The organism is Allofournierella sp. CML151 (genome assembly GCF_027853465.1).
Lineage (GTDB): Bacteria > Bacillota > Clostridia > Oscillospirales > Ruminococcaceae > Allofournierella.
This window is the reverse complement of the sequence record NZ_JAPNNW010000005.1, coordinates 134,898-156,482: the sequence shown is the minus strand read 5'-3', so window position 1 is coordinate 156,482 and position 21,585 is coordinate 134,898. Positions and strand designations below refer to the sequence as shown.

Genomic DNA, 21,585 nt, shown 5'->3' with positions numbered 1-21,585 from the left:
AAAAAGGGGGGACCGCCATGCAGAACATGAACGCCTACTACGATTTTTCCGGCCAGAAGTTCGGCCACCCCCTGAGTTTGAGCATCAACGGCTTTGACCGGCAGGTGTTCAGCCAGCAGACCAGCCTGGAGCTTTCCTACGTGCTGGAGGGGCGGTACGAGGTAATCACCGAGGGCTTTTCCCGCATGTTGGACCGCCACCAGCTGGCCCTCATCGCCCCCGGGGAGATTCACATGATCCGCAAGGCCCCCGGCGCGGAAAACAGCGCGGCCAGCGTGATTCTCACGGTGCACATCGACTTCGAGCGGATGCCCGAGGCCCTGGTGGGCGACGTGGAGGGACTGTTCTCCACCCTGGTCTGCACCGAAGAGGAGAACGCCGCCCTGCTGGGCCGGGTGCGCCAGACCCTGGGGCGGCTGCTGCGGCTGCTCACCCAGCCGGAGCACAGCCTCTTCCAGTTGAACGCCCTGATGATGGAGCTGGCGGACCTGTGCGCCAGCGGAGCGCACCGGCCGATGGATTCCATCCCGCTGCAGTCGCCGCTGCACGAAAGCTCCCGCCGGGCCATCCGGTTCATCAACCGGAACTTCCGGCGGGACATCCATCTGGAGGACGTGGCGAAGGAGCTTTCCTTCAGCGTGTCCTATACCTCCAAGCTGTTCACCAAGCACATCGGCCTGCCCTTTGTGAAGTATCTTTCCTACGTGCGGGTGCGGGCCTCGCTGGAGGCGCTGCTGGAGGGCAAGGAGAGCATCGAGGCCATCGCGCTGGACTGCGGCATGGCCAGCGCCAAGGCCTACGCCGCCGCCTTCAAGGAGATGTACGGCATCCTGCCCAGCGTCTACCGCAAGCGGTTTTTGCAGAACCTTCGCTATAGCGAGACCGGCGCGGACCAGAAGATGCGGCTGGACGCAGCCCACCTGGCCCTGCTGGACCACCTGCTGCGCCAGCCGGACCAGATGATCTACCAGGCCCCCGGCCTTGCCATCCTGCGCCGGGGCGAGGCGGTGGTGTGCGAAAGCGAAGGCCCCGCCGCCCTCACCCAGCAGCAGGGCAAGCTGGTGGTGGAATTTGGGCCGAAACAGGATTGACCTCTGTTTTCCACCTTTATTCTCAGAGCAAATTTTGCCGGTTTTGGCGTTTCAGCGCGCTAAAACCGGCATTTTTTGTCTTTTTCCGGCGTTTTTATGACCCAACCCGTCAAACTTCTAACAAAATCCTGCCGTTGATGGCAACCAGCGCCCGGGCTTTTGCCCGCCCGGCCATGCTATAATTGGGCCAACGAAACGAAAGCACCCAACCGGCACGGCGGGTCAGCGGCCCTGTGCCCCATACGAAGGAGTTTGGCTATGAGCAAATACGAGCATCTGCTCTCGCCCATCAAGATCGGCGAGACCACCGTGAAAAACCGCATCTTCATGCCTCCCCTGTCCACCAATCTGGCGGATAAGGGCTACGTGACCGACGAGCTGGTGGAGCATTACAAGGCCCGCGCCAAGGGCGGCGTCGGCCTGTTCGTCACCGAGGTGGTGACCGTGGAGCCCACCTACTGTTACCTGCCCGGCGACATGTGCATCTACGACGATTCCTTCATCCCCGGCTGGAAGAAGCTGGCCGACGGCGTGCACGAGTACGGCGCGAAGATTCTGCCCCAGCTGTTCCACCCGGCTCACATGGCCTTCCCCCTGCCCGGCACTCCCCGGCTGATCGCCCCCTCCAACGTGGGCCCCTACTACGCCAAGGAGGCGCCCCGCGCCGTGACCAAGGAGGAGCTGAAGGTCATCATCCGCCAGTTCGGCGAGGCCGCCAAGCGCGCCCAGATCGCCGGTGCCGACGGTGTGGAGATTCACGCAGCCCACGCCCACGGCCTGCTGGGCGGTTTCCTGTCTCCTCTGTACAACAAGCGCACCGATGAATACGGCGGCGACATCGACCACCGCCTGCGCCTGACTCTGGAGGTCATCGAGGAGGTTCGCCGGGTCTGCGGCAAAAACTTCATCATCGACGTGCGCATCTCCGGCAGCGAGTACACCGACGGCGGTCTGAACCTGAACGACATGATCTACGTGGCCAAGCAGTTGGAAAAGGCCGGTGTGGACTTCCTGCATGTGTCCGGCGGCACCACCATCGCCCGGGGCAGCTCCATCCCCGCCCCCGGCACCCCCATGGGCTCCCACGCCGCCACCGCCGCCGAGATCAAGAAGTACGTGTCCATCCCGGTGGCCACCGTTGGCCGCATCACCGAGCCCTGGATCGCCGAGGAGCTGATTGCCAACGGCAAGGCGGACATCTGCATGATCGGCCGCGCCAACCTGTGTGACCCCGAGTTCGCCAACAAGGTGGCCGCTGAGAAGGCCGACGACATCCGCCCCTGCATCGGCTGTCTGCGCTGTCTGAACGGCATCATGTTCGGCAAGCGGGTCGCCTGCACCGTGAACCCCTCCTTTGAGCTGGAAAACGAGGACACTCTGGCCCCCGCCGCTGAGAAGAAGAACGTGCTGGTGATCGGCAGCGGCCCCGCCGGCATGGAGGCCGCCTTCGTGGCCGCCAAGCGTGGCCACCATGTGGTACTGTGCGAGAAGGAAGCCGAGCTGGGCGGCCTGATGCGCATCGCCGCGGTGCCCATCGCCAAGCAGGACCTGACCCGTCTGATTCAGTACATGGCCCGCCGTCTGGAGGGCGCAGGCGTGGAGGTCCGCCTGAACTGCGCCGTGGACCAGGCCATGCTGGAGGGCGAGTTCAAGGGCTATGAGGTGATCGCAGGTGCGGGCGCACAGCCCATTGTGGTGCCCGCCTTCACCGGCTTCAAGCAGTGGATGACCGCCGACGATGTGCTGGCAGGCCGCGCCTTCCCCGGCCGCAAGATCGTTGTGATCGGCGGCGGCTCGGTGGGCTGCGAGACTGCCGACTACCTGGCCCCGCTGGTGAACGACCTGTACCCCCGCAACCGGGAGATCACCCTGCTGGAAATGGCTCCCGGCGTAATGGCCACCGAGTCCGGCCCGGGCCGCAGCCTGCTGGTGCAGCGCATGATGGCCAAGGGCGTGCAGATGATCTGCGGCGCCAAGGTGGAGAAGGTGGACGAATCGAGCATCTGGTACACCAAGGACGGCCAGCAGCACTGCATCGCCGACGCGGACACCCTGGTTCTGGCCATGGGCTACAAGGCCGACCCGGCGCTGGAGGAGATGCTGAAGGCCGCCGGCGCAAGCTACCATCTGATCGGTGACGCCAACAAGGTTGGCACCATCAAGGACGCCATCGGCGCAGGCTACGAGACCGCCAAGGCCCTGTAATTCCCTGACCCCGCGCGGAGCTTCCCTTATCCGCGACCGCATTCCCAAAAATCCCAAAACAGAACGCCGCACCGCTCCATTCTTTCCCCTGGAGCGGCGCGGCGTTTCTGTTTTATTTTTATCTGTATATGCTCAGCGCAGCGCCCGCTTGACCGCCAGCGCCAGAGTGCGCTTGCGGCCAAGCAGGTCCGCCGCCATGCCGCTGGGCACCTCGCAGAAAAAGCTGACCAAATGAAAAAAACCTCGGCCAGACCGATCTGGGCCAGCGAAAAGCCCCGCCCTATGCAAGCTGCTTCAGCTTTTGAAGTGGCGGAAGACCCAGTACATGGACGCGATGGTCACGGCCAGCGTCGCGCCCGCCACCGCCACCTCCGGCCGGTTGGCCGGGTCGGCGTCGATCACCCGTGGCGCCCACAGCAGCACGAACAGCGCCACCGGCCAGCCGTAGTGAACCAGCTTCATCCAGCGGCTGCGGGCCTTGGGTACATCGCTTTCCAGCTGCTCCGGGTGCAGGGCGGTGCAGCGCACAATCAGCAGAATCCCCGGCCCCATCCGCCGCCAGACCAGCTGTGCGGTATAGGGGATGCCGTCGATCTCGAATTCCGGGGCCATGCTCTCCCTGGTCACCACCAGATTCACCCCCTGCTGCTCGCCGTAACGGCAGAGGGCCAGCGTCAGCTCCGCCGGGTTGGTCACCGGGTCGTCCGGCGTGAAGGTGAACACCTTTTTTGCCTCGGCCTTCGCCACCTTTTTGTAGTCCCAGGTCCACTCCCCGAACAGGCCCGCCCGGTTTTCCGGCGCGTCCATCCGGTTCAGCAGGCCATCCAGAAATTCCTCGTCCGGCTGCGGGGCGCTTTGCAGCTCCCGGCAAAAGCGGATGGCTGCCTCCAGCTCTTTTTGCCGCTGCTCCAGCCGGAACTGCTGGGCCGTCGAGACCTGGGCCAGCGTGGTCTTGTGCCGCAAACAATCCCCGATCTCCTCCAGCGGCACGTCCAGCATACGCAGCGCCCGAATCAGCTTCAAGTCCCGGATGTCCTGTTCCGAGTAGTCCCGGTAATCGTTGCCCGGGTTGCGGTGGGGATGGATGAGGCCCTGGTCCTCGTAAAAGCGCAGGTTCCGCCGGGAGATGCCAGTGGCCGCCTCGGTTTGCTTTGCGTTCATGGAATTCGCCTCCTGTTCTCTGTTTTGCACCCTCAGCATAAGGGATGCACCAGATGCCAGGTCAATGGTTTTTTAAAAATTCGCGCAAAAAAACTTCACCGGCCCTGTTTCCAGATGCTGATGCCCCACAGCACCGCGTTTTCCACGAACACCGCAAACGAGATCCACAGCCAGCGGCTGAACACAAAGAAGAAATCCGGCCGGGTGCGCATCTCGCCCTCCCACACGCCGAACCACCGCTGCAGCAGGCTGTAATAGGGAATGCCGTCCTGCAATTCCGGCACCAGCGCTCCCAGACAGTTGATGCCCAGGTCCACGGTGACGAACAGCACCGCCACCAGCACCACCAGCGAAAGGATTCGCGCCAACCTCATTCGTTCTTCCTCCTTTGGAGTCTTTTTCCCATTGTAGCATGCTGCCCGGCGCGGCGGCAATCCGCCTGTCATTCCTTCAAAAGCCGGTTTAACAGCGCCTGCCGGTTGTTGATGAACAGCTCGGTCACCCGGTAGCTTTCCGTCTCCTCATAGGCACACGGGTGGACCTTGCCCTGGTCAAAGCAGTAGATCGCCGCGCCCGGAATCCCCAGCAGAATCGGGGAATGGGTGACGATCAAAAACTGTGCGCCGTCCTTTGCGCAGCGGTCGATCTGCACCAGAAGCGAAAGCTGCCGCTGCGGCGACAATGCGGCCTCCGGCTCGTCCAGCAGATACAGTCCGTTCGCTCTCAGATTGTTCTGCGACAGCGCCAGAAAGCTCTCCCCATGGGATTTTTCGTGGTACCCGGCGGAAGGGTGCAGCGCGTCCGCATAGCTTTCCTCCTGTGTTGCCACATTGTAAAAGCTTTCGGCCCGGAGAAAATACCCCCATTTTTCCCTGCGGTGCCCCTTCACCAGCCGGAGCGCTTTCCACAGCTCGGAATGGGAATCCCGCGTGGAGAACCGATAGTTCTTGCTGCCGCCTTCCGGATTGAAGCCATGGGCCACTGCGATCGCCTCCAGCAGGGTGGACTTGCCGCTTCCGTTTTCCCCCACAAAGAAGGTGATGGGACGGTCCAGCTCCAGCCGCTCCAGCCCTTGAAACGCTTCTATTTCTCTCAGGTAACTGCCGCGCCCGACTTTCTCCCAATCAAATAATACACTTTGTATAAACTGTTGATTCAATCCACTCACCCGCTTCCCCGGCTCGCTGTTCTTTGGTGTGCTTTGTCTTTATTCTACCGCAAAGGGAGCCTTCCTTTCCACCAATACCGCGCAGGCCGCCGCGCCTTTTTTCCGCCACAAAAAAGCGGCGGGGATTATCCCCTGCCGCTTTGCTTATTCTCCCATAGCACCAGTGCCGCCGCTTTTCTCCTTTTCCCGCAGCGTCAGCCCCGCCGCCAGCAGATAGACCGCCGCCAATACCGCCAGCGCCGCGAAGAGGGCGGGCGACGGCTGAATCAGCGGCAGATATTTTTCCAGGTTCAGGTCGGCATTCCACTCAAACAGCCTGCCGGTGGAAAGGCTCTTCGCCCAGGTAATTCCATTCAGCTGCCTCAGCCACCAGACTCCGCCACTCATGGTCAGGGTAAGCCAGGCCAGCAGCAGCTCCAGCGGCTTCCGTTTCAGCGCCAGCCCGTAGCCCAGCGCCAGCGCCGCCAGCAGCCCGGCGAACAGCCAGCCCTGCCGCTGCCAGAGCACCAGCGGCAGCTTCGGCCACAGGTACATGGCCCAGAACCCGGCCAGCAGCGCAAAGCCCGGCAGCGGCAGCAGTGCCCGGCCCCGGGGCATATGCCAGCCAAGGGTAAGCTCCTCCGGCGAACCGGCGAAAAACCGGCAGTGCAGCAGGCGCAGGGTGAGAGCGGTGGCCCCCAGCGCCAGCGCCGCCGATAGCAGCAACGCCAGCCAGAAGCTGTTCATGTCTGGCTCCTTCTGGGTCTGGAGCAGCAGCACCGCCGGGCCCAGCCGCACAAACATCCCGACCAGCAGCACAAGCTCCAGCGCGGCGGACCAGTTCACCGCCAGATTCATCCCGGCCACTCCCAGCCAGAACCAGCGGCTGTGGCGGGCGTAGTAGCGCTGCAGATAGGCCCCGTAGCAAAGGCAGCCCAGATACACCGCATAGCACACCACCAGCGGCGCAAAGGTGGCCAGCAGATAAAACAGCAGCCCGCCGCCCAGCGCGAAGGCAAAGGAGAGCAGCCCCTGCCAGTCCGCCCGAGTCAGCGCCCGCACCGGCTTTTCCTCGTCCAGAAGATCGTCCGCCGTGACCCCCAGCGTCTTTGCCAGCGGCACCAGCAGCGGCAGGTCCGGGTAGCCCCCGCCCGACTCCCAGCGGGAGACGCTTTTGTTGCTCACCCCCAGCGCGTCCGCCAGCTGCTGCTGGGTCAGGTTCTTTTCTTTTCGATAGCGTTTGAGCCGCTCGCTGAAGCCCTGCTCCATTCCGGGTTCCGTTCCGTTTTCCATGCCCGGCCCCTCCTTTCGTTCGGCTTCATTGTAGCAGGAATCCCCTCCCGCCGCCACCCCGCCGGGCGGGAATTTGCTCCCGGAAGACGGGAATTGCCGTTTTTTTTTGCAAAAAAGAGAGCGTCTTGCTGTGACGCTCTCTCTATTCCGATCACCGCAGCTTCTGGTAGGCCAGCCGCTCGCCGCCGTGGCGGCAGCTCACCATGCCCCGCAGCCCGAAGCCGCATTTTTCCAGCAGCCGCTGCATGGGCAGGTTGTCCCGGTGGGTATCGATGCGCAGGTTGTCGCACCGCTGCCAGCACCAGTCCAGGCACCAGGCCGCCGCGCCCCTGCCGCCGTAGGAGGCCACCCGGTGGATGACCCAATAGGGCCGCTCCTCCTCCAGCCAGCTGCCGTCCCGGATGACGGCATAGTCCTCATCCGGCCCGGGGGCGAAATAAAAAGCCGCCAGCAACGCCCCGTTCTCCCGGCAAAGCCAGGCCCCGCCGGATTCAATATCCTCGGTGAGCTGGGCCTCATCCGGGTAGGAATCGCCCCACTGGCCCGGGTTGCCCTGCTCGGCCATAAACTGCCTGGCGTGGGCATACAGGGTCATCATGGCAGGCAGGTCCGCCATGGTAGCCCGCTCCATTACAAATTCGCTCACAGGCTCCTCCTTTGCTTTGCGGCAAAGCCCAGCAGATAGGCCGCGCTGGTAAGGGCCAGGGTGAGGGCCGCCTGCAAAGGCAGATACGCCCCGCCCAGCAGCTCAGCCGCCGAGGCCAGCATCAGGCTCATGCAGGCGCCGTACATCTGGCTCAAGGAGCCCAGCACCCCCACCGAGGGCAGAAAGCCGAATACCACATTGGCCACGCCCCACCACTGCAGCAGCCAGAAGCCGGGCCAGGGGCGCTTATCCTCCCGGGAGCACCAGTGCCCCAGCGCGTACCACACCGCCACCAGCGCGGCGGACAACGCCGCCTGCAGCCCGATCATGGCCCCGGTGCTGCCGCCCAGCAGCACCACCAGATTCACCAGCACGATGCCAGCCACGGTGGGCAGAAAGGCCAGAATCAGCAGGTCCCGTTTTTTCATGGGTGTGTTCCTCCTTGATACCGCAGCGGGCCCTTCGTGTTGCCGAAGGGCCCGTTTGGTTGCGGTTTACTTATTCTTGTACATCTCTTCGTAGTACTTCTGGTAGTTGCCGCTGGTCACGTTGTTCATCCACTCTTCGTTGGCCAGGTACCAGTCGATGGTCTTCACGATGCCCACCTCGAAGGTAGTCTCCGGGTACCAGCCCAGCTCCTCCTTGATCTTGGTGGGGTCGATGCCGTAGCGGCGGTCGTGGCCCAGGCGGTCGGCCACGTACTTGATCAGGCCCTCGTTGATGCCCTCATCCTTCAGCCGGTCGTGCAGCTGGTTGATGATGGTCTTCACGATGAAGATGTTGGGGCGCTCGTTGTGGCCGCCCACGTTGTAGACCTCGCCGTCCCGGCCGCCCTCGGCCACCATGTCGATGGCCTTGCAGTGGTCCTCCACATACAGCCAGTCGCGCACGTTCATGCCGTCGCCGTACACGGGCAGCTGCTTGTGGTTCTTCACGTTGTTGATCATCAGGGGGATCAGCTTCTCGGGGAACTGATAGGGGCCGTAGTTGTTGGAGCAGCGGGTGATGTTCACCGGCATGCCGTAGGTATCGTGGAAGGCCATGACGAACATGTCGGCGCTGGCCTTGGAGGAGGAGTAGGGGCTGTGGGGGCACAGCGGGGTGGTCTCCATGAAGTAGCCCTCCTCGCCCAGGGAGCCGTACACCTCGTCGGTGGAAACCTGGATGTACTTCTTGCCCTCGGCCCACTTGCCGTCCTTGAACCAGGCGTTCTTGGCGCACTGCAGCAGGTTCACGGTGCCCAGCACGTTGGTCTCCACGAAAATCTCGGGGTTGGTGATGGAGCGGTCCACATGGCTCTCGGCGGCGAAGTTGATCACGTAATCAAAATCGTATTTCTCGAACAGGCCGCTCACCAGCTCACGGTCGCAGATGTCGCCCTGCACGAAGATGTGGCGCTCGTCGCCCTCCACACCCTTCAGGTTCTCCAGGTTGCCCGCGTAGGTGAGCTTATCCAGGTTTACCAGCTGGATTCCCTTATACTTATTCAACATGTAGTAAACAAAGTTGGAACCGATAAAGCCGGCGCAGCCGGTGATGAGATAGCGTTTCATCTATTTTAATACTCCTTATTCAATCAGATAAGAAAAATCATTCGCCGTTCCAGTGGGCGAAGAAGTCGGCCAGGGCCACCTTCCAGTCCCGCATGTGGTTGCCCACGGTGCAGGCCAGCATCCGGTTTTCCAGCGCGCTCCAGGCGGGGCGGTCGGCGGCGGCGGGGTGCTTGGCGGAATATTCCGCGCTGGTGCAGGGGGCTACGGTGGCGTCCACGCCGGACAGGCGGATGATCTCGCTGGCGAATTCATACCAGGAGCAGATGCCCTCGCCGGTGCAGTGGTAGACGCCGTAGTCGTGGCTCACGGCCAGCTGCAGGATATGATGGGCCAGGTCCTCGGCATTGGTGGGGTTGCCCAGCTGGTCGCTGACCACCTCCAGCTTGCCGAACTTTTTGCCCGCGTTCACGATGGTCTTCACGAAGTTCTTGCCCGCGTAGCCGTAGAGCCAGGCGGTGCGCACGATGAAGTACCGGTGGCAGAAATTCTTCACGTATTCCTCGCCCAGGGCCTTGGTTTTGCCGTAGACGCTCTTGGGGTCCACCCGCTCGCTCTCGTCCAGGGGTTTGTTTCCCTCGCCCCGGAACACATAGTCGGTGGACACGTGAATCAGCCGGGCGTTGATGCGCTCGGCGGCCTGGGCCAGGTTGGAAGCGCCGATGGCGTTCACCTTGAAGGCGGCCTCGGGATTGGTCTCACAGCCGTCCACGTTGGTGAAGGCGGCGCAGCTGATGATGGTATCAGGCTGGTGGCGGCGCACGAAGGCGATGGTGGCGTCACGGTCGGTGATGTCCAGCTCGTTCACATCGGTGGCGATGACGGTGGCGTTTTTCAGCCGCTCGGGCACAGGGCCCAGGGCGCTGCCGCCGTTTTTCAGCTGGCGCTGAATCTCGGTGCCCAGCTGACCGCTGGCGCCGGTGATGAGAATCTTCATGCAAAGGCCCCCCTTAGTATTTGATCTTTGCGTCGGCAACCCGTTTCAGGTGTTCGCCGTAGGGGCTCTTGCCGTAACGCTCGGCGCTTTCCAGCAGCTTGTCCTTGGTGATCCAGCCGTTCTTGTAGGCGATCTCCTCGGGGGCGCTGATCTTGATGCCCTGGCGCTTTTCCACCATGCGAACAAAATCGGCGGCTTCCACCAGGCTGTCCATGGTGCCGGTGTCCAGCCAGGCAAAGCCACGGCCCAGCAGCTGCACGTCCAGCTTGCCTTCCTCCAGATACATGGCGTTCAGGGTGGTGATTTCCAGCTCGCCGCGGGCGCTGGGTTTCACCTTCTTGGCCTGGGCGCTGACCCGGTTGTCGTAGAAATACAGGCCGGTGATGGCGTAGTTGGATTTGGGCTCCTTCGGCTTTTCCTCCACGCTGATGACCCGGCCGTTCTCATCGAATTCCACGATGCCGAACCGCTCGGGGTCGTTCACGTAGTAGCCGAACACGGTGGCGCGGCCGTTTTCCTCGGCGTTCTTCACGGCATTCTTCAGAATGCGGGAGAAGCCGTTGCCGTAGAAGATGTTATCGCCCAGGATCATGGCGCAGCAGTCGTCGCCGATGAATTCCTCGCCCAGCAGGAACGCCTGAGCCAGGCCGTCCGGGCTGGGCTGCACCTTATAGGACAGATGCAGGCCGTACTGGCTGCCGTCGCCCAGCAGATGCTCAAAGCGGGGAGTATCCTCCGGGGTGGAGATGATCAGGATGTCCTGGATGCCGGCCAGCATCAGCGTGGACAGGGGGTAGTAGATCATGGGTTTGTCGTACACCGGCAGCAGCTGCTTGCTGGTGACCATGGTGAGCGGATACAGGCGAGTGCCTGCGCCGCCGGCAAGGATAATACCTTTCATAATAGCATTACGCTCCTTTTTCCGTCCGGGTCATTCCCGGGCCATTCTAAAAAATTTGCGCAGCTTAACACAAAGCGGAGCTACAGCCGCTATATACTTTTTAGCGGACTCGACCGTTGGTCGGGTCCAATCCGCAAGCCCACCGCACCGGGCTTTCCTCAGCAAATACCGCTGACTGCCTTAATGGCGCATCCCGCGAGTTGGGGTAAAAGCAAAATTTTCCCCGTCAGGTATTGCCGCCGTTTTTCGGGCTTTCGGAACGCTGCGAGGGAGCGGGGGCGGGGCGGTGGTGGCGGGGCAAGACCGGGCGCATTTGCCGCGAAAGGCGCGCAAGCGCCCTTGCTACTCCCCTGCGGGCCGTGCACGAGAACGGCCCGTAGTGTGTTGAGCGGCATTCGCGCCGGGCTTGCACCAAGCCGGACCCGCCGCGCCGCCCTCGCGGTTTTTTAGCGGACTCGACCGTTGGCAAGGTCCGATGCGCAGTCTCAAACGCACCGGGCTTTCCTCAGCAAATACCGCTGACTGCCTTGGGCGGACTCTCCCGTCGACTCGGGTCCGATGCGCAGTCTCAAACGCACCGGGCTTTCCTCAGCAAATACCGCTGACTGCCTTGGGCGGACTCTCCCGTCGACTCGGGTCCGATGCGCAGTCTCAGACGCACCGGGCTTTCCTCAGCAAATACCGCTGACTGCCTTGGGCGGACTCTCCCGTCGACTTGGGTCCGATGCGCAGCCTCAAATGCGCCGGGCTTTCCTCAGCAGCCCAGCTTCCAGCCCCACTTACAGAAGTAGCGGCCCATGCTCTTGAGCTGCTGCAAAAAGGGCTTCAGGCTCTTGTTCGGGGCCCGGTGCCAGGCGTGGTAGGCGGTGAACTGGGGCAGATAATACACAAATCCCTTCTGCCGGGCCTTCTGGGTGATGTCCGCGTCCTCCACATACATGAAGTAGCCCTCGTCAAACCCGCCAATGGCCTTGTACACACTGGTACGCATGCAGAAAAAACTGCCGGTGCAGAACTCGATGGCCGTGGGCACGCTCAGGTCCTCATCCAGCATGGCGTACCGGTCGCCGAATTTTTTCAGCCCCGGCACCCCCTGCCGCGCCGCAAGCCCCAGAATGTTCGGCTTGCGCTTGGGCAGAACCTGCACCCGCCCATCCGGGAAGAGCAGCTTCGGGGTGGCCATCACCACATCCGGGTGGCCGTCCAGCCAGTCACAGATGGCGGGCAGCACATTGGCATCAATGAAAATATCCGGGTTCAGCACAAAGTGATATTCACTGTCCAGCAGCGGAAGCACCTGATTGTGCCCCTTGCCGAAGCCCAGATTCTCCGGCAGCCGGATAACCTTCACGTTTTCGGGAAAGCCCTGCCGCTCCAGCGTTTCGCCGGTTCCGTCCGGGCTGGCGTTGTCCACCAGATAAACTGTCAGCGCACAGTCCTTCGTGTATTTCAGCAGCGATTCCACCGCCCGGATCACCTCGTCGGCTCCGTTATAGCTCACGATGCAGGCGCTGATCTTCCTCATTGGGGCATCCTCCAAGCGTAAATAGTCTGTTTTAGTATAGCATTTTTTGCCCGCTTCTACAAGAAAAAACCGCTGTTCTGGCCTGTTTTACAGTCTTTTTGCTCCCTGCCGCCCTCTTTTTTTGCCTTTTTTGCCCGTTTCCCGTTGACAGAACCAAAAAACTTTACTAGAATAAAGCCAAGGCCGGCAGCGGCCTTTTTCCAGCACCTCTCACTTTACCGCTGCAATTCATTGTGGCGACAAAGTGAACTTCTTTTTTCACAGGGAGGAACCACACATGAAACTTCGCAAGACCATGGCAGGCGTTCTGGCCTGCGCCATGCTGGCCACGCTGGCCGGCTGCGGCTCCGGCGGCACCTCGTCCGCCGGTTCCACTGCTTCCGCCGCTTCCGCTGCCTCCGGCTCCGCCGAGGGCGCAACCTACCGGGTGGGCGTGTGCCAGCTGATGCAGCACCCCGCGCTGGACGCCGCCACCCAGGGCTTTCAGGATGCCCTCACCGAGGCCTTTGGCGACGCCGTCACCTGCGACGTGGAGAACGCCTCCGGCGATAACTCCAACTGCGTTACCATCATCAACAGCTTTGTGTCCTCGGATGTGGACCTGATCCTGGCCAACGCCACCACTCCGCTGCAGGCAGCCGCCGCAGCCACCGACAGCATCCCCATTCTGGGCACCTCCATCACCGACTACGCCACCGCTCTGGATGTGACCGACTGGACCGGCTCCTCCGGCCGCAACATCAGCGGCACCACCGACCTGGCCCCGCTGGACGGTCAGGCCGACATGATCAAGGAGCTGTTCCCGGATGCCAAGAACGTGGGCCTGCTCTACTGCTCGGCGGAGCCTAACTCCAAGTACCAGGTGAACGTGATCACCGAATACCTGACCGAGCTGGGCTACACCTGCACCGAGTATTCCTTCTCGGACACCAACGACCTGTCCGCTGTGTGCACCAGTGCCTGCGCGGCCAGCGATGTGATCTACATTCCCACCGATAACACCGCCGCCAACAACACCGAGCTGATCGCCAACATCGCGGTGCCCGCCGGGGTGCCCATCGTGGCGGGCGAGCAGGGCATCTGCAGCGGCTGCGGTGTGGCCACCCTGTCCATCGACTACTACGAGCTGGGCCGCACCACCGGCGAGATGGCCGCTAAGATCCTCACCGGCGAAGCGGACATCACCACCATGGAGGTGCAGTCCGCCCCCACCTTCACCAAGATGTACAACCCCACCCTCTGCGAGCAGCTGGGCGTGACCATTCCTGAGGGCTACACCGCCATCGAGGCGGAATGATCCATCATACGCCGGGCCGTTCCCGGCTTTAGGAGGAGCTTTTCGTGTTCATCACCACACTTCTGAACGCCCTGCCGGGCGTGGTCGCCCAGGGCCTGATCTGGAGCATCATGGCCATCGGCGTTTACATTACCTATAAGATTCTGGATGTGGCCGACCTGACGGTGGACGGCACCATGTGCACCGGCGGCGCGGTGTTCATCATGCTGGTCACCGGGGGCTGGAACCCCTGGGCCGCTCTGGTGGCCGCCTTCCTCTCCGGCATGGCGGCGGGCCTGGTCACCGGTCTTTTGCACACCGCCTGCGGCATCCCCGCCATCCTGGCCGGCATCCTCACCCAGCTGGCGCTGTATTCCGTGAACCTGCGCATCATGGGCCAGTCCAACCGGCCCATCAGCGTGGACAAATACCCCCTGCTGGTGAGCGCCCGCAACGTACGGGAGGCAGCGCTCTCCAACCCCATTCTGGTCTGCGCACTGTTCACCGCCGCCACCATCGGCGCGCTGTACTGGTTCTTCGGCACCGAGCAGGGCTGCGCGGTGCGTGCCACCGGCGCGAACCCAAACATGGCCCGCGCCCAGGGCATCAACACCAACTTCACCACCGTGCTGGGGCTGATGCTCTCCAACGGATTGGTGGCCCTGTCCGCCGCGCTGCTGGCCCAGTACCAGGGCTTTGCGGATGTGCAGAGCGGCCGCGGCGCCATCGTCATCGGCCTGGCGGCGGTCATCATCGGCGAGGTGCTGTTCTCCAAGATCTTCCGCAACTTCGCCCTCAAGCTGCTGGCCGTGGTGTTCGGCTCGCTGATCTACTATCTGGTGTATCAGGTGGTCATTTTGCTGGGTCTCAAGAGCGACGACATGAAGCTCATCACCGCCCTGATCGTGGCGCTCTTCCTGGCCGTGCCCTACTGGAAGGGCCGGTACTTCGCAAAACGCACCGGACGTGCCGGGAAAGGAGCGGGCAGCCATGCTTGAACTGAAAAACATCTACAAAACCTTCAACCCGGGCACCGTGAACGAAAAGCGGGCGTTGCAGGGGCTGAACCTCTCGCTGGCGGATGGCGATTTCGTCACCGTGATCGGCGGCAACGGCGCGGGCAAATCCACCATGCTGAACATCATCTCCGGTGCCTACACCGTGGACGAGGGCAGCATCTCCATCGGCGGCGTGGATGTGACCAAGCTGCCGGAATACAAGCGCGCGCCCTACATCGGCCGGGTCTTTCAGGACCCCATGATGGGCACCGCCGCCACCATGCAGATCGAGGAGAACCTGGCCCTCGCCGCCCGGCGGGGCCAGCGCCGGGGCCTGCGCACCGGCATCAGCCGGGCCGAGCGGGAGCAGTACCGGGATCTTTTGAAGATTCTGGACCTTGGCCTTGAGGACCGGCTCACCAGCAAGGTGGGCCTGCTCAGCGGTGGCCAGCGCCAGGCGCTGACCCTGCTGATGGCCACTCTGAAAAAGCCCCAGCTGCTGCTTCTGGACGAGCACACCGCCGCTCTGGACCCCAAAACCGCAGCCAAGGTGCTTTCGGCCACCGAGCAGATCGTCCGGCGGGACAATCTGACCACCCTGATGATCACCCACAACATGCGCGACGCCATCGCCCACGGCAACCGGCTGGTGATGCTGTACGACGGGCGCGTGGTGGTGGACGTGCGGGGCGAGGAGAAGCGCCGCCTGACCGTGGAGGACCTGCTGGAGAAATTCAACCAGGCCAGCGGCTCCACCGAGGCGGACGACAAGCTGCTGCTCTCCTGAGCCGCCCGCCCTCTTTTGGGCAATGCCGCATGAAGCCCTTGGGCATGAACCGTGCGGGGTTGCCCCCCTGATGCTTTCCCCTCCGATTGGCTGCCTTGGGGGCCGTTCCCGTGTTTGCGGGGCGGCCCTCAATGGCCAACCGGGGCCGAGGAAATATACCGAAAAGCGCCCCCGGCGCATCCCACCCCAAGCAGGTGGATGCCCCGGGGGCACTTTTTTGCATTTTCCGGCAGGCTGCACACACTGCTCTCTTGAAAATATGCGGGATTTTCTTTACAATCCAAGTCTTCCATGCAATAATAGGGCCAGCTATGTTGTATTCTGTATGAGAAAGGGGGGCCTGCCCCGTGGAAACGGCCCAGATGCCTGCCTTCACCCCGGAAGAGGCGGTGGAGCAGTTTGGCGATACCGTGTTCCGGGCCGCCTTCGGTCTGGTAAAAAATCCGCAGGACGCGGAGGACATTGCCCAGGAAGTATTTTTGAATCTGGTGCGCCATGCGCCCCGGTTTGATTCCGCCGAGCATCAGAAGGCCTGGCTGCTGCGCTGCACCATCAACCGGTGCAAGAGCCATTTCCGCAGCGCCTGGGTGCGCCGCAGCGCCCCGCTGGACGAGCATCTGTCCACCCCTTTCACCCCCGCAGAGAACACCGTGCTGGACGCGGTGGCCGCCCTGCCCATGAAATACCGGCAGGTGATCTATCTGCATTACATCGAGGGCTATTCCACCGCCGAGATCGCGGCGCTGCTGGATTCCAAGCAGAACACGGTGCTCAGCCAGCTTTCCCGCGGGCGGGCCCTTCTGAAAGACACGCTGAAAGGAGACTTTTGACCATGCCCGACTCTCAGGATTACAAAAGCGCCATGGACAAAGTGACCGCCGGCCAGCGCTGGAAGCAAGCCACCCTGGAAAAGATGCAGGCGGAGACCGGGGCGCAAAAGGCATCCCGCCCCCGCCGGACCATCCCCTTCGGCCGCCGTGCCATTCCGCTGGCCACCGCCGCCGCCCTCTGCCTGCTGGTGATTCCGGCCGCGGCCCGCAGCCTGACCTCCGTCTCAGGCGGAGCCACCGCGGCGGACCAGGCCAGCCCCCGCGTTGCCACCCGCCAGATGCCGGAGAGCAGCGCCGACGCAGCCAATGGCGCCGTACCCTTTGCGCTGGCCGCCGCCCCGGAAGCCGCCATGGCCGAGGCCCCGCAGGATACAGCCGCCGCCCCCGCCTATACCACCGTGGAGGCCACTTCCCCCGAAGCGGCTCTGCCCGCCGAAGCCCGGCCTGCCGAAGAGGCGGAGGGCCTGGACGCGGCGCTGGACCAGCTGGACGAGATTCTCGCCGCCGAGGGCGAGGGCCGCACCCGTTCGGATGTGCTGGCCAGCGGCCTTGTGGAGGGCGACTGCTTCGTCTTCGTGCTGGCGGGCGACAGCGAGACCAGCTACCGGCTGTATCAGGTCCCCTGCGCCCAATAAAAATTAAAGGCAATACCGCACCCCCGCCGGGCCACAGCAGGCCAGCGGGGTGCGGTTTTTGTATAAATGTTCAACGTTCAGAGCCGGGCAGCCCACTCCTCAAAGCGGGCCTGCCATTCCAGATATTCCTGCCGCACCTGGCCGTAGCGGCGCTCGCTCACCGGCACCCGGCGGCCGCTGCGCAGAATAAACTCGTACCGGCGCAGCCGCTGCACCTGATGCAGGTTCACCAGAAAGCCCCGCTGGGTGCGCAGAAAGGGCCGGCCCGCCAGCATCGTCTCCAGCCGGGCCAGGCTCATGCGGCAGGGCAGCGGCGGGGTACTGTCCACAAAATGGAATTCCACCGTGTGACCGTCCAGCCGCAGGGATTCCACCCGCACCAGATTCACCCGGCAGATCTCCCCGTCCACCGGCAGCTCCAGAGTGCAGGGAGCCAGCTGCTGGCCCAGCAGGTCCTCGAGACAGGGGCCCAGGCACTGGTCCAGCCGGTCCTTGCGCAGGTACCGGTAGACACGCAGCTCGTACCCCTCCGGCGCAAATTCGCAGAAGGCCGATACCAGGATCACCGGCAGCTCCGGCCAGCGGGCCCGCAGCCGCCGGGCCGCCTCCAGCCCGTTCATCCGGGGCATCTGTACATCCAGAAACACAGCGTCGTAGCGGCATCCCTCACACTCGGCCAACAGCCGCTCGGCCTCGGAAAAGCAATCCACCCGGCAGCCGCTCTTCTGCCAGGGGGCGAAGCTGCGCAGCAGCCGGGCCAGCTGCCGCCGGTAAAAGCAATCGTCATCGCACACCGCAAACCGGTACATTCTTCCTCCGCCCCCTTTTCTTTTATTATAAAAGGCGGAAGGCCGGCACAGAGGGCGAACTTTCCTTCGTGTTTCTTCGCAATTTCCCAATAAAGACAAAAAAGCGGCCGGGGCCTCCTGTTTGGGGGTCCCGGCCGCTTTGTACCGTTCCGGATTTATTCGGCTTTATTCCGCAGTGCCATGACCACGTCCTCCGGCTTTACCGGCAGGGTGTGGAAGGCAACGCCGGTGGCGTTCTGGATGGCGCCCAGAATCGCCGGGGCGGGGGTGTTGATGACCAGCTCGCCGATGCTCTTGGCGCCGAAGGGGCCGCTGGGCTCGTAGCTGGACTCAAACTCTACCCGGATGGTGCCCGCCTCCAGACGGGTGGGAATCCGGTACTGCAGGAAGGAGTCGTTCATCATCCGGCCCGCCTTGGTGTACTGGATGTCCTCATACAGGGCCATGCCGATGCCCTGCACGATGCCGCCCTCGGTCTGCACCCGGGCCAGGTTCTTGTTCACCACGGTGCCGCAGTCCACAGCGGCCACGTAGTCCACCAGCTGAATCTTGCCGGTCTCGGGGTCCAGGTCGATCTCGGCCATGCCCACCATCATGGGCGGGGGCGATACCGGGGAAGAATGGCTCTCGCAGGCGGAAATGCACCGGGCGTGGCCCTCAAAGCTGGCGTAGCCGATGGCAGACAGGCTCACTTCCCTGTCGGTGCCGGGCACGAACACCCGCTTGCCGTCGAACTCGGCGGTGTCGGCAGGCACATCCAGCATCTTCGCGCCCTGGGCCAGGATCTTCTCCCGCAGCTGGGCGCAGGCCTTCACCACGGCCATGCCGGTCACGTAGGTGGTGGAGGAGGCGTAGGAGCCGCAGTCGTAGGGGCTCTGGTCGGTGTCCACGCCGCGCACCGAGATGTTCTCCATGGGGCAGTCCAGGCAATCGGCGGCCATCTGGGTGAGGATGGTATCACAGCCGGTGCCCATATCGGTACAGCCCACCAGCAGGGTGTAGAAGCCGTCGTCGTTCAGGCGGATTTCCACGCTGCCGATGTCCACGCCGGAGATACCGCTGCCCTGCATGGCCATGGCCACGCCCACCGAGCGGATGTGGCCGTTTTCCAGCACCCGGCGGGGGGCCTTGTTCTCCCAGTCCATCATCTTCTTGGCGGTCTCCATGCACTTGTCCAGAGTGCAGCTGGTGCAGCTCTCACCGTAGTACATGGCGAAGGTCTGGCCCAGACGGACCATGTTCTTTTCCCGGATGGCGCAGGGGTCCATGCCCAGCTGGGCGGCCAGCTCGTTCACGGTGCTCTCCACCGCGAAGATGCCCTGGGTCGCGCCGTAGCCGCGGTACGCACCCGCGCCCATGGTGTTGGAGTAAACCACCTCGCTGCTGAAGCGGGCGGCCTTCAGGCTGCCGTACAGGGAGATGGACTTGGTGCCCACCAGGCCCACAGTGGTGGGGCCGTGCTCGCCGTAGGCGCCCGCGTTGGACAGCGCCTTCACATCCAGCGCCCGGATGGTGCCGTCCTCATCCGCACCGATGCGCACGGTCACGCGCATCTGGTGGCGGGGGGAGCCGTTGGCCTGGCTCTCCTGACGGGTGAAGCACAGGCAGGCGGGGCGGCCGGTCTTCATGGTAACAAAGGCGGGGTATACCTCGCTCACGGCGCTCTGCTTTGCGCCGAAGCCGCCGCCGATGCGGGGCTTGATGACCCGGATGTTGGCCTTGCTCATCTCCAGCGCGTTGGACAGGATGCGCCGCACATGGAAGGGCACCTGGGTGGAGGAGACCAGCGTGAGCCGGCCGTACTCATCCAGATAGCTGAAGGTGACGAAGGGCTCCATCATGGCCTGGTTGTTGGCCTTGGTGTAGAAGGTGCGCTCGATCACCACCGGGCAGGTGGCCAGTTCGGCCTCCACGTCGCCGTTCTCCATGCAGTCCACACTGCACAGGTTGCGCTTGTTGTCCGCGCCCACGGGGCACAGGGCCTTGAAGTCCTCCTCCGGGTGCACCAGAATCGGGTTGTCCTTGGCCTTGGTGAAGTCCAGCAGAGGCTCCAGCACCTGGTATTTTACTTTAATGAGGCCCACGGCCTTGGCGGCGGCAGCCTCGGTCTCGGCGGCCACCAGGGCCACCGGGTCGCCCACGCAGCGCAGGCGGCGGTCCAGAATCAGCCGGTCGTAGGGGCTGGGCTCCGGGTAGGTCTGGCCCGCGGTGGTGAAGCGGCTCTGGGGTACATCTTTATAAGTAAAGACGGCCACCACGCCGGGCACCTTCAGGGCGGCGGCGGTGTCGATTTCCTCGATCAGCGCGTGGGCGTGGGGGCTGCGCAGCATCTTCACCATCAGGGTGTTGGCGGGGACCATGTCGCCGGTGTAGACCGGCTTGCCGGTCACAAGGCTCATGGCGTCCACCTTGCGGATGGCCTGATTCACGTACTTCATTCTGCTTTGCCCTCCTTTGCGGCCAGCCAGGCGCGAATGGCCCGCAGCTGGCTCTGGTAGCCGGTGCAGCGGCAGAGGTTGCCCTCCAGATATTCCCGGATCTCCTGGTCGGTGGCGTCAGCGCCCAGCTCTTTGCCCATGGCCAGCACGCTCATGATGAAGCCGGGGCTGCAGAAGCCGCACTGCTCGCCGCCCTGGTCTGCCAGAAAGCCACCGAATTCCTCGGCCTCCTTCTGCAGGCCCTCCAGGGTGGTCACGGTGTGGCCGTCCGCCTGGGCGGCCAGCACGCTGCAGGACAGCACCGGCTTGCCGTCCATGTGGACGGTGCACAGGCCGCAGCCGGAGGTCTCGCAGCCGCACTTCACGGATTTGCAGCCCGCGTCCCGCAGAAAATGCAGCAGCTGGGTGTCCGGCGCAGCTTCGGCGGTATAGGGTCTGCCGTTCAATTGAATGGTCACCTGCATGGATCAGCCCTCCTGTAAGGCCGCAAGGCAGCGGCCGGTCAAAACGTTTGCCAGATGGCGGCGGTATTCCTCACTGCCGCGCATGTTGCCCGCGAAGGTCAGCTGGCTCTGCATGGCAGCCTGGAAGGCCTCCAGCGCGGCCTTGTCCGCCGCGAGGGCCAGGGGTGCGTTCACCACTTCGGCCCGGGCGGGACGTGCGCCCACCACCACGCGGACCTGACCGTCCTTCTCGGAGGCGGCCACTGCCAGCACCGGCAGGTCGGTCTCGGCGTTGCGCATGGTCTGGTAGACCGGGCGGCGGCCGTTCTTCTTCACGTGAATGTGCACCAGAATGTCCCGGTCGGCGGGCAGCTTTGCGTACTGCTCCAGCGGCATGCGGCCGGCCTTGAACAGCTCCACCTCGCAGTCCAGCGCCAGCAGGGCGCAGAGCAGGTCGGAGAAGCCGAAGCGGGCTGCGATGCTGCCGCCCAGGGTGGCGCAGTTGCGGAACTGCACGCCCACGATGTGGCGGGTCATTTCCTTAAACAGGCCGCCAAAGGCGCTGTTCAGCGCCTGGCTGGTCTCCAGCTGGCGCAGGGTGACCATGGCCCCCAGCGAAAATTCGCCTTCGGTCTCCTCAATGGTATCCAGCCCCAGGCCGCCCAGGTCCACAAGGGTGCCCACCCGGCGCCGGGTCAGGCGCAGCCAGCAGCCCCCGGCCAGCAGGGTGGTGCTGCGCTTCTGGTTCAGCTGCCAGGCCTCTTCCAGCGTGGCGGCCTTCACATATTGCTGTGCGGTAAACATGCCTCACAGTCTCCTTTCCGTTTTCTCCGGAGCAAGGCCCCGGTCAAGGGCATTCGTTCTCACTTTAATTTTAGCAAAGCGGCAGGGTCTTGTCGAGAGAAAAGACCCC

21 protein-coding genes are annotated in these 21,585 nt (G+C 63.4%); 7 read left to right on the top strand and 14 right to left on the bottom strand.

Translation table 11 applies throughout. The features are described 5' to 3' along the window. Positions 1-17 precede the first annotated feature (17 nt). Positions 18-1,091, top strand: coding sequence for a helix-turn-helix transcriptional regulator (locus PH256_RS05830; protein WP_270913360.1), 1,074 nt, complete (start codon positions 18-20; stop codon positions 1,089-1,091). 258 nt (positions 1,092-1,349) lie between these two features. Continuing rightward, complete coding sequence (locus PH256_RS05825) at positions 1,350-3,296, top strand: oxidoreductase (protein ID WP_270913359.1); 1,947 nt, start codon at positions 1,350-1,352, stop codon at positions 3,294-3,296. Between the two features lie 294 nt (positions 3,297-3,590). Here the strand turns inward: PH256_RS05825 and PH256_RS05820 are convergent, their stop codons facing one another. From PH256_RS05820 to PH256_RS05775, 10 genes are all read right to left on the bottom strand, one after another. Continuing rightward, positions 3,591-4,457, bottom strand: coding sequence for a MerR family transcriptional regulator (locus PH256_RS05820; protein WP_270913358.1), 867 nt, complete (start codon positions 4,455-4,457; stop codon positions 3,591-3,593). A 95-nt stretch (positions 4,458-4,552) separates the two neighbouring features. Continuing rightward, the gene (locus PH256_RS05815; protein ID WP_270913357.1) at positions 4,553-4,831 is read right to left on the bottom strand and encodes a hypothetical protein; all 279 of its coding nucleotides are present in this window, start codon (positions 4,829-4,831) and stop codon (positions 4,553-4,555) included. A 68-nt stretch (positions 4,832-4,899) separates the two neighbouring features. Then, positions 4,900-5,616, bottom strand: coding sequence for an AAA family ATPase (locus PH256_RS05810; RefSeq protein ID WP_270913356.1), 717 nt, complete (start codon positions 5,614-5,616; stop codon positions 4,900-4,902). Positions 5,617-5,769: 153 nt separating this feature from the next. Continuing rightward, on the bottom strand, positions 5,770-6,897 hold the full coding sequence (locus PH256_RS05805) for a helix-turn-helix transcriptional regulator (RefSeq protein ID WP_270913355.1): 1,128 nt from the start codon (positions 6,895-6,897) through the stop codon (positions 5,770-5,772). Between the two features lie 151 nt (positions 6,898-7,048). Continuing rightward, the gene (locus tag PH256_RS05800; protein ID WP_270913354.1) at positions 7,049-7,543 is read right to left on the bottom strand and encodes a GNAT family N-acetyltransferase; all 495 of its coding nucleotides are present in this window, start codon (positions 7,541-7,543) and stop codon (positions 7,049-7,051) included. After that, positions 7,540-7,971 (bottom strand): hypothetical protein, encoded by a 432-nt coding sequence (locus PH256_RS05795; protein ID WP_087182969.1) that lies wholly within the window; start codon positions 7,969-7,971, stop codon positions 7,540-7,542. Before PH256_RS05795 ends, PH256_RS05800 begins: the two co-directional genes overlap by 4 nt. Before the next feature lie 66 nt (positions 7,972-8,037). Next, entirely contained in the window at positions 8,038-9,096 is a 1,059-nt protein-coding gene (rfbB, locus tag PH256_RS05790) for a dTDP-glucose 4,6-dehydratase (RefSeq protein ID WP_270913353.1), read from the bottom strand. A gap of 37 nt (positions 9,097-9,133) precedes the next feature. Next, on the bottom strand, positions 9,134-10,030 hold the full coding sequence (rfbD, locus tag PH256_RS05785) for a dTDP-4-dehydrorhamnose reductase (RefSeq protein WP_270913352.1): 897 nt from the start codon (positions 10,028-10,030) through the stop codon (positions 9,134-9,136). A gap of 13 nt (positions 10,031-10,043) precedes the next feature. Continuing rightward, entirely contained in the window at positions 10,044-10,931 is an 888-nt protein-coding gene (rfbA, locus tag PH256_RS05780) for a glucose-1-phosphate thymidylyltransferase RfbA (protein WP_270913351.1), read from the bottom strand. A 754-nt stretch (positions 10,932-11,685) separates the two neighbouring features. Beyond that, positions 11,686-12,456, bottom strand: a complete 771-nt coding sequence (locus PH256_RS05775; protein WP_270913350.1) for a glycosyltransferase family 2 protein — start codon at positions 12,454-12,456, stop codon at positions 11,686-11,688. A 277-nt stretch (positions 12,457-12,733) separates the two neighbouring features. On the opposite strand from PH256_RS05775, the gene PH256_RS05770 reads away from it, so the two are divergent. From PH256_RS05770 to PH256_RS05750, 5 genes are all read left to right on the top strand, one after another. Continuing rightward, positions 12,734-13,753: an ABC transporter substrate-binding protein gene (locus tag PH256_RS05770; RefSeq protein ID WP_270913348.1), complete on the top strand. Its 1,020-nt coding sequence runs from the start codon at positions 12,734-12,736 to the stop codon at positions 13,751-13,753. A gap of 50 nt (positions 13,754-13,803) precedes the next feature. After that, positions 13,804-14,730, top strand: coding sequence for an ABC transporter permease (locus PH256_RS05765; RefSeq protein ID WP_442866653.1), 927 nt, complete (start codon positions 13,804-13,806; stop codon positions 14,728-14,730). Further along, positions 14,723-15,517, top strand: coding sequence for an ABC transporter ATP-binding protein (locus tag PH256_RS05760; protein ID WP_270913346.1), 795 nt, complete (start codon positions 14,723-14,725; stop codon positions 15,515-15,517). Before PH256_RS05765 ends, PH256_RS05760 begins: the two co-directional genes overlap by 8 nt. 347 nt (positions 15,518-15,864) lie before the next feature. Further along, positions 15,865-16,347 (top strand): RNA polymerase sigma factor, encoded by a 483-nt coding sequence (locus tag PH256_RS05755; protein WP_242956079.1) that lies wholly within the window; start codon positions 15,865-15,867, stop codon positions 16,345-16,347. Between the two features lie 2 nt (positions 16,348-16,349). Then, entirely contained in the window at positions 16,350-16,982 is a 633-nt protein-coding gene (locus PH256_RS05750; RefSeq protein ID WP_270913345.1) for a hypothetical protein, read from the top strand. A gap of 77 nt (positions 16,983-17,059) precedes the next feature. Here PH256_RS05750 and PH256_RS05745 read toward each other — a convergent pair whose 3' ends face one another. The 4 genes from PH256_RS05745 to PH256_RS05730 all read right to left on the bottom strand — a co-directional run bounded on the left by PH256_RS05745 (position 17,060) and on the right by PH256_RS05730 (position 21,476). Beyond that, entirely contained in the window at positions 17,060-17,791 is a 732-nt protein-coding gene (locus PH256_RS05745) for a LytR/AlgR family response regulator transcription factor (RefSeq protein WP_270913344.1), read from the bottom strand. A 155-nt stretch (positions 17,792-17,946) separates the two neighbouring features. Beyond that, complete coding sequence (locus PH256_RS05740; protein WP_270913343.1) at positions 17,947-20,229, bottom strand: xanthine dehydrogenase family protein molybdopterin-binding subunit; 2,283 nt, start codon at positions 20,227-20,229, stop codon at positions 17,947-17,949. Continuing rightward, entirely contained in the window at positions 20,226-20,693 is a 468-nt protein-coding gene (locus PH256_RS05735; RefSeq protein WP_087182958.1) for a (2Fe-2S)-binding protein, read from the bottom strand. The genes PH256_RS05740 and PH256_RS05735 overlap by 4 nt, the downstream gene beginning before the upstream one ends. A gap of 3 nt (positions 20,694-20,696) precedes the next feature. Further along, complete coding sequence (locus PH256_RS05730) at positions 20,697-21,476, bottom strand: FAD binding domain-containing protein (RefSeq protein ID WP_270913342.1); 780 nt, start codon at positions 21,474-21,476, stop codon at positions 20,697-20,699. Between the last annotated feature and the right edge of the window lie 109 nt (positions 21,477-21,585).

Coding starts and splice junctions, on each gene's coding strand:
- PH256_RS05830 (WP_270913360.1), top strand. CDS start 18: ATGCAGAACATGAACGCCTACTACGATTTTTCCGGCCAGAAGTTCGGC.
- PH256_RS05825 (WP_270913359.1), top strand. CDS start 1,350: ATGAGCAAATACGAGCATCTGCTCTCGCCCATCAAGATCGGCGAGACC.
- PH256_RS05820 (WP_270913358.1), bottom strand. CDS start 4,457: ATGAACGCAAAGCAAACCGAGGCGGCCACTGGCATCTCCCGGCGGAAC.
- PH256_RS05815 (WP_270913357.1), bottom strand. CDS start 4,831: ATGAGGTTGGCGCGAATCCTTTCGCTGGTGGTGCTGGTGGCGGTGCTG.
- PH256_RS05805 (WP_270913355.1), bottom strand. CDS start 6,897: ATGGAAAACGGAACGGAACCCGGAATGGAGCAGGGCTTCAGCGAGCGG.
- PH256_RS05795 (WP_087182969.1), bottom strand. CDS start 7,971: ATGAAAAAACGGGACCTGCTGATTCTGGCCTTTCTGCCCACCGTGGCT.
- rfbB (WP_270913353.1), bottom strand. CDS start 9,096: ATGAAACGCTATCTCATCACCGGCTGCGCCGGCTTTATCGGTTCCAAC.
- rfbD (WP_270913352.1), bottom strand. CDS start 10,030: ATGAAGATTCTCATCACCGGCGCCAGCGGTCAGCTGGGCACCGAGATT.
- rfbA (WP_270913351.1), bottom strand. CDS start 10,931: ATGAAAGGTATTATCCTTGCCGGCGGCGCAGGCACTCGCCTGTATCCG.
- PH256_RS05775 (WP_270913350.1), bottom strand. CDS start 12,456: ATGAGGAAGATCAGCGCCTGCATCGTGAGCTATAACGGAGCCGACGAG.
- PH256_RS05770 (WP_270913348.1), top strand. CDS start 12,734: ATGAAACTTCGCAAGACCATGGCAGGCGTTCTGGCCTGCGCCATGCTG.
- PH256_RS05760 (WP_270913346.1), top strand. CDS start 14,723: ATGCTTGAACTGAAAAACATCTACAAAACCTTCAACCCGGGCACCGTG.
- PH256_RS05750 (WP_270913345.1), top strand. CDS start 16,350: ATGCCCGACTCTCAGGATTACAAAAGCGCCATGGACAAAGTGACCGCC.
- PH256_RS05745 (WP_270913344.1), bottom strand. CDS start 17,791: ATGTACCGGTTTGCGGTGTGCGATGACGATTGCTTTTACCGGCGGCAG.
- PH256_RS05740 (WP_270913343.1), bottom strand. CDS start 20,229: ATGAAGTACGTGAATCAGGCCATCCGCAAGGTGGACGCCATGAGCCTT.
- PH256_RS05735 (WP_087182958.1), bottom strand. CDS start 20,693: ATGCAGGTGACCATTCAATTGAACGGCAGACCCTATACCGCCGAAGCT.
- PH256_RS05730 (WP_270913342.1), bottom strand. CDS start 21,476: ATGTTTACCGCACAGCAATATGTGAAGGCCGCCACGCTGGAAGAGGCC.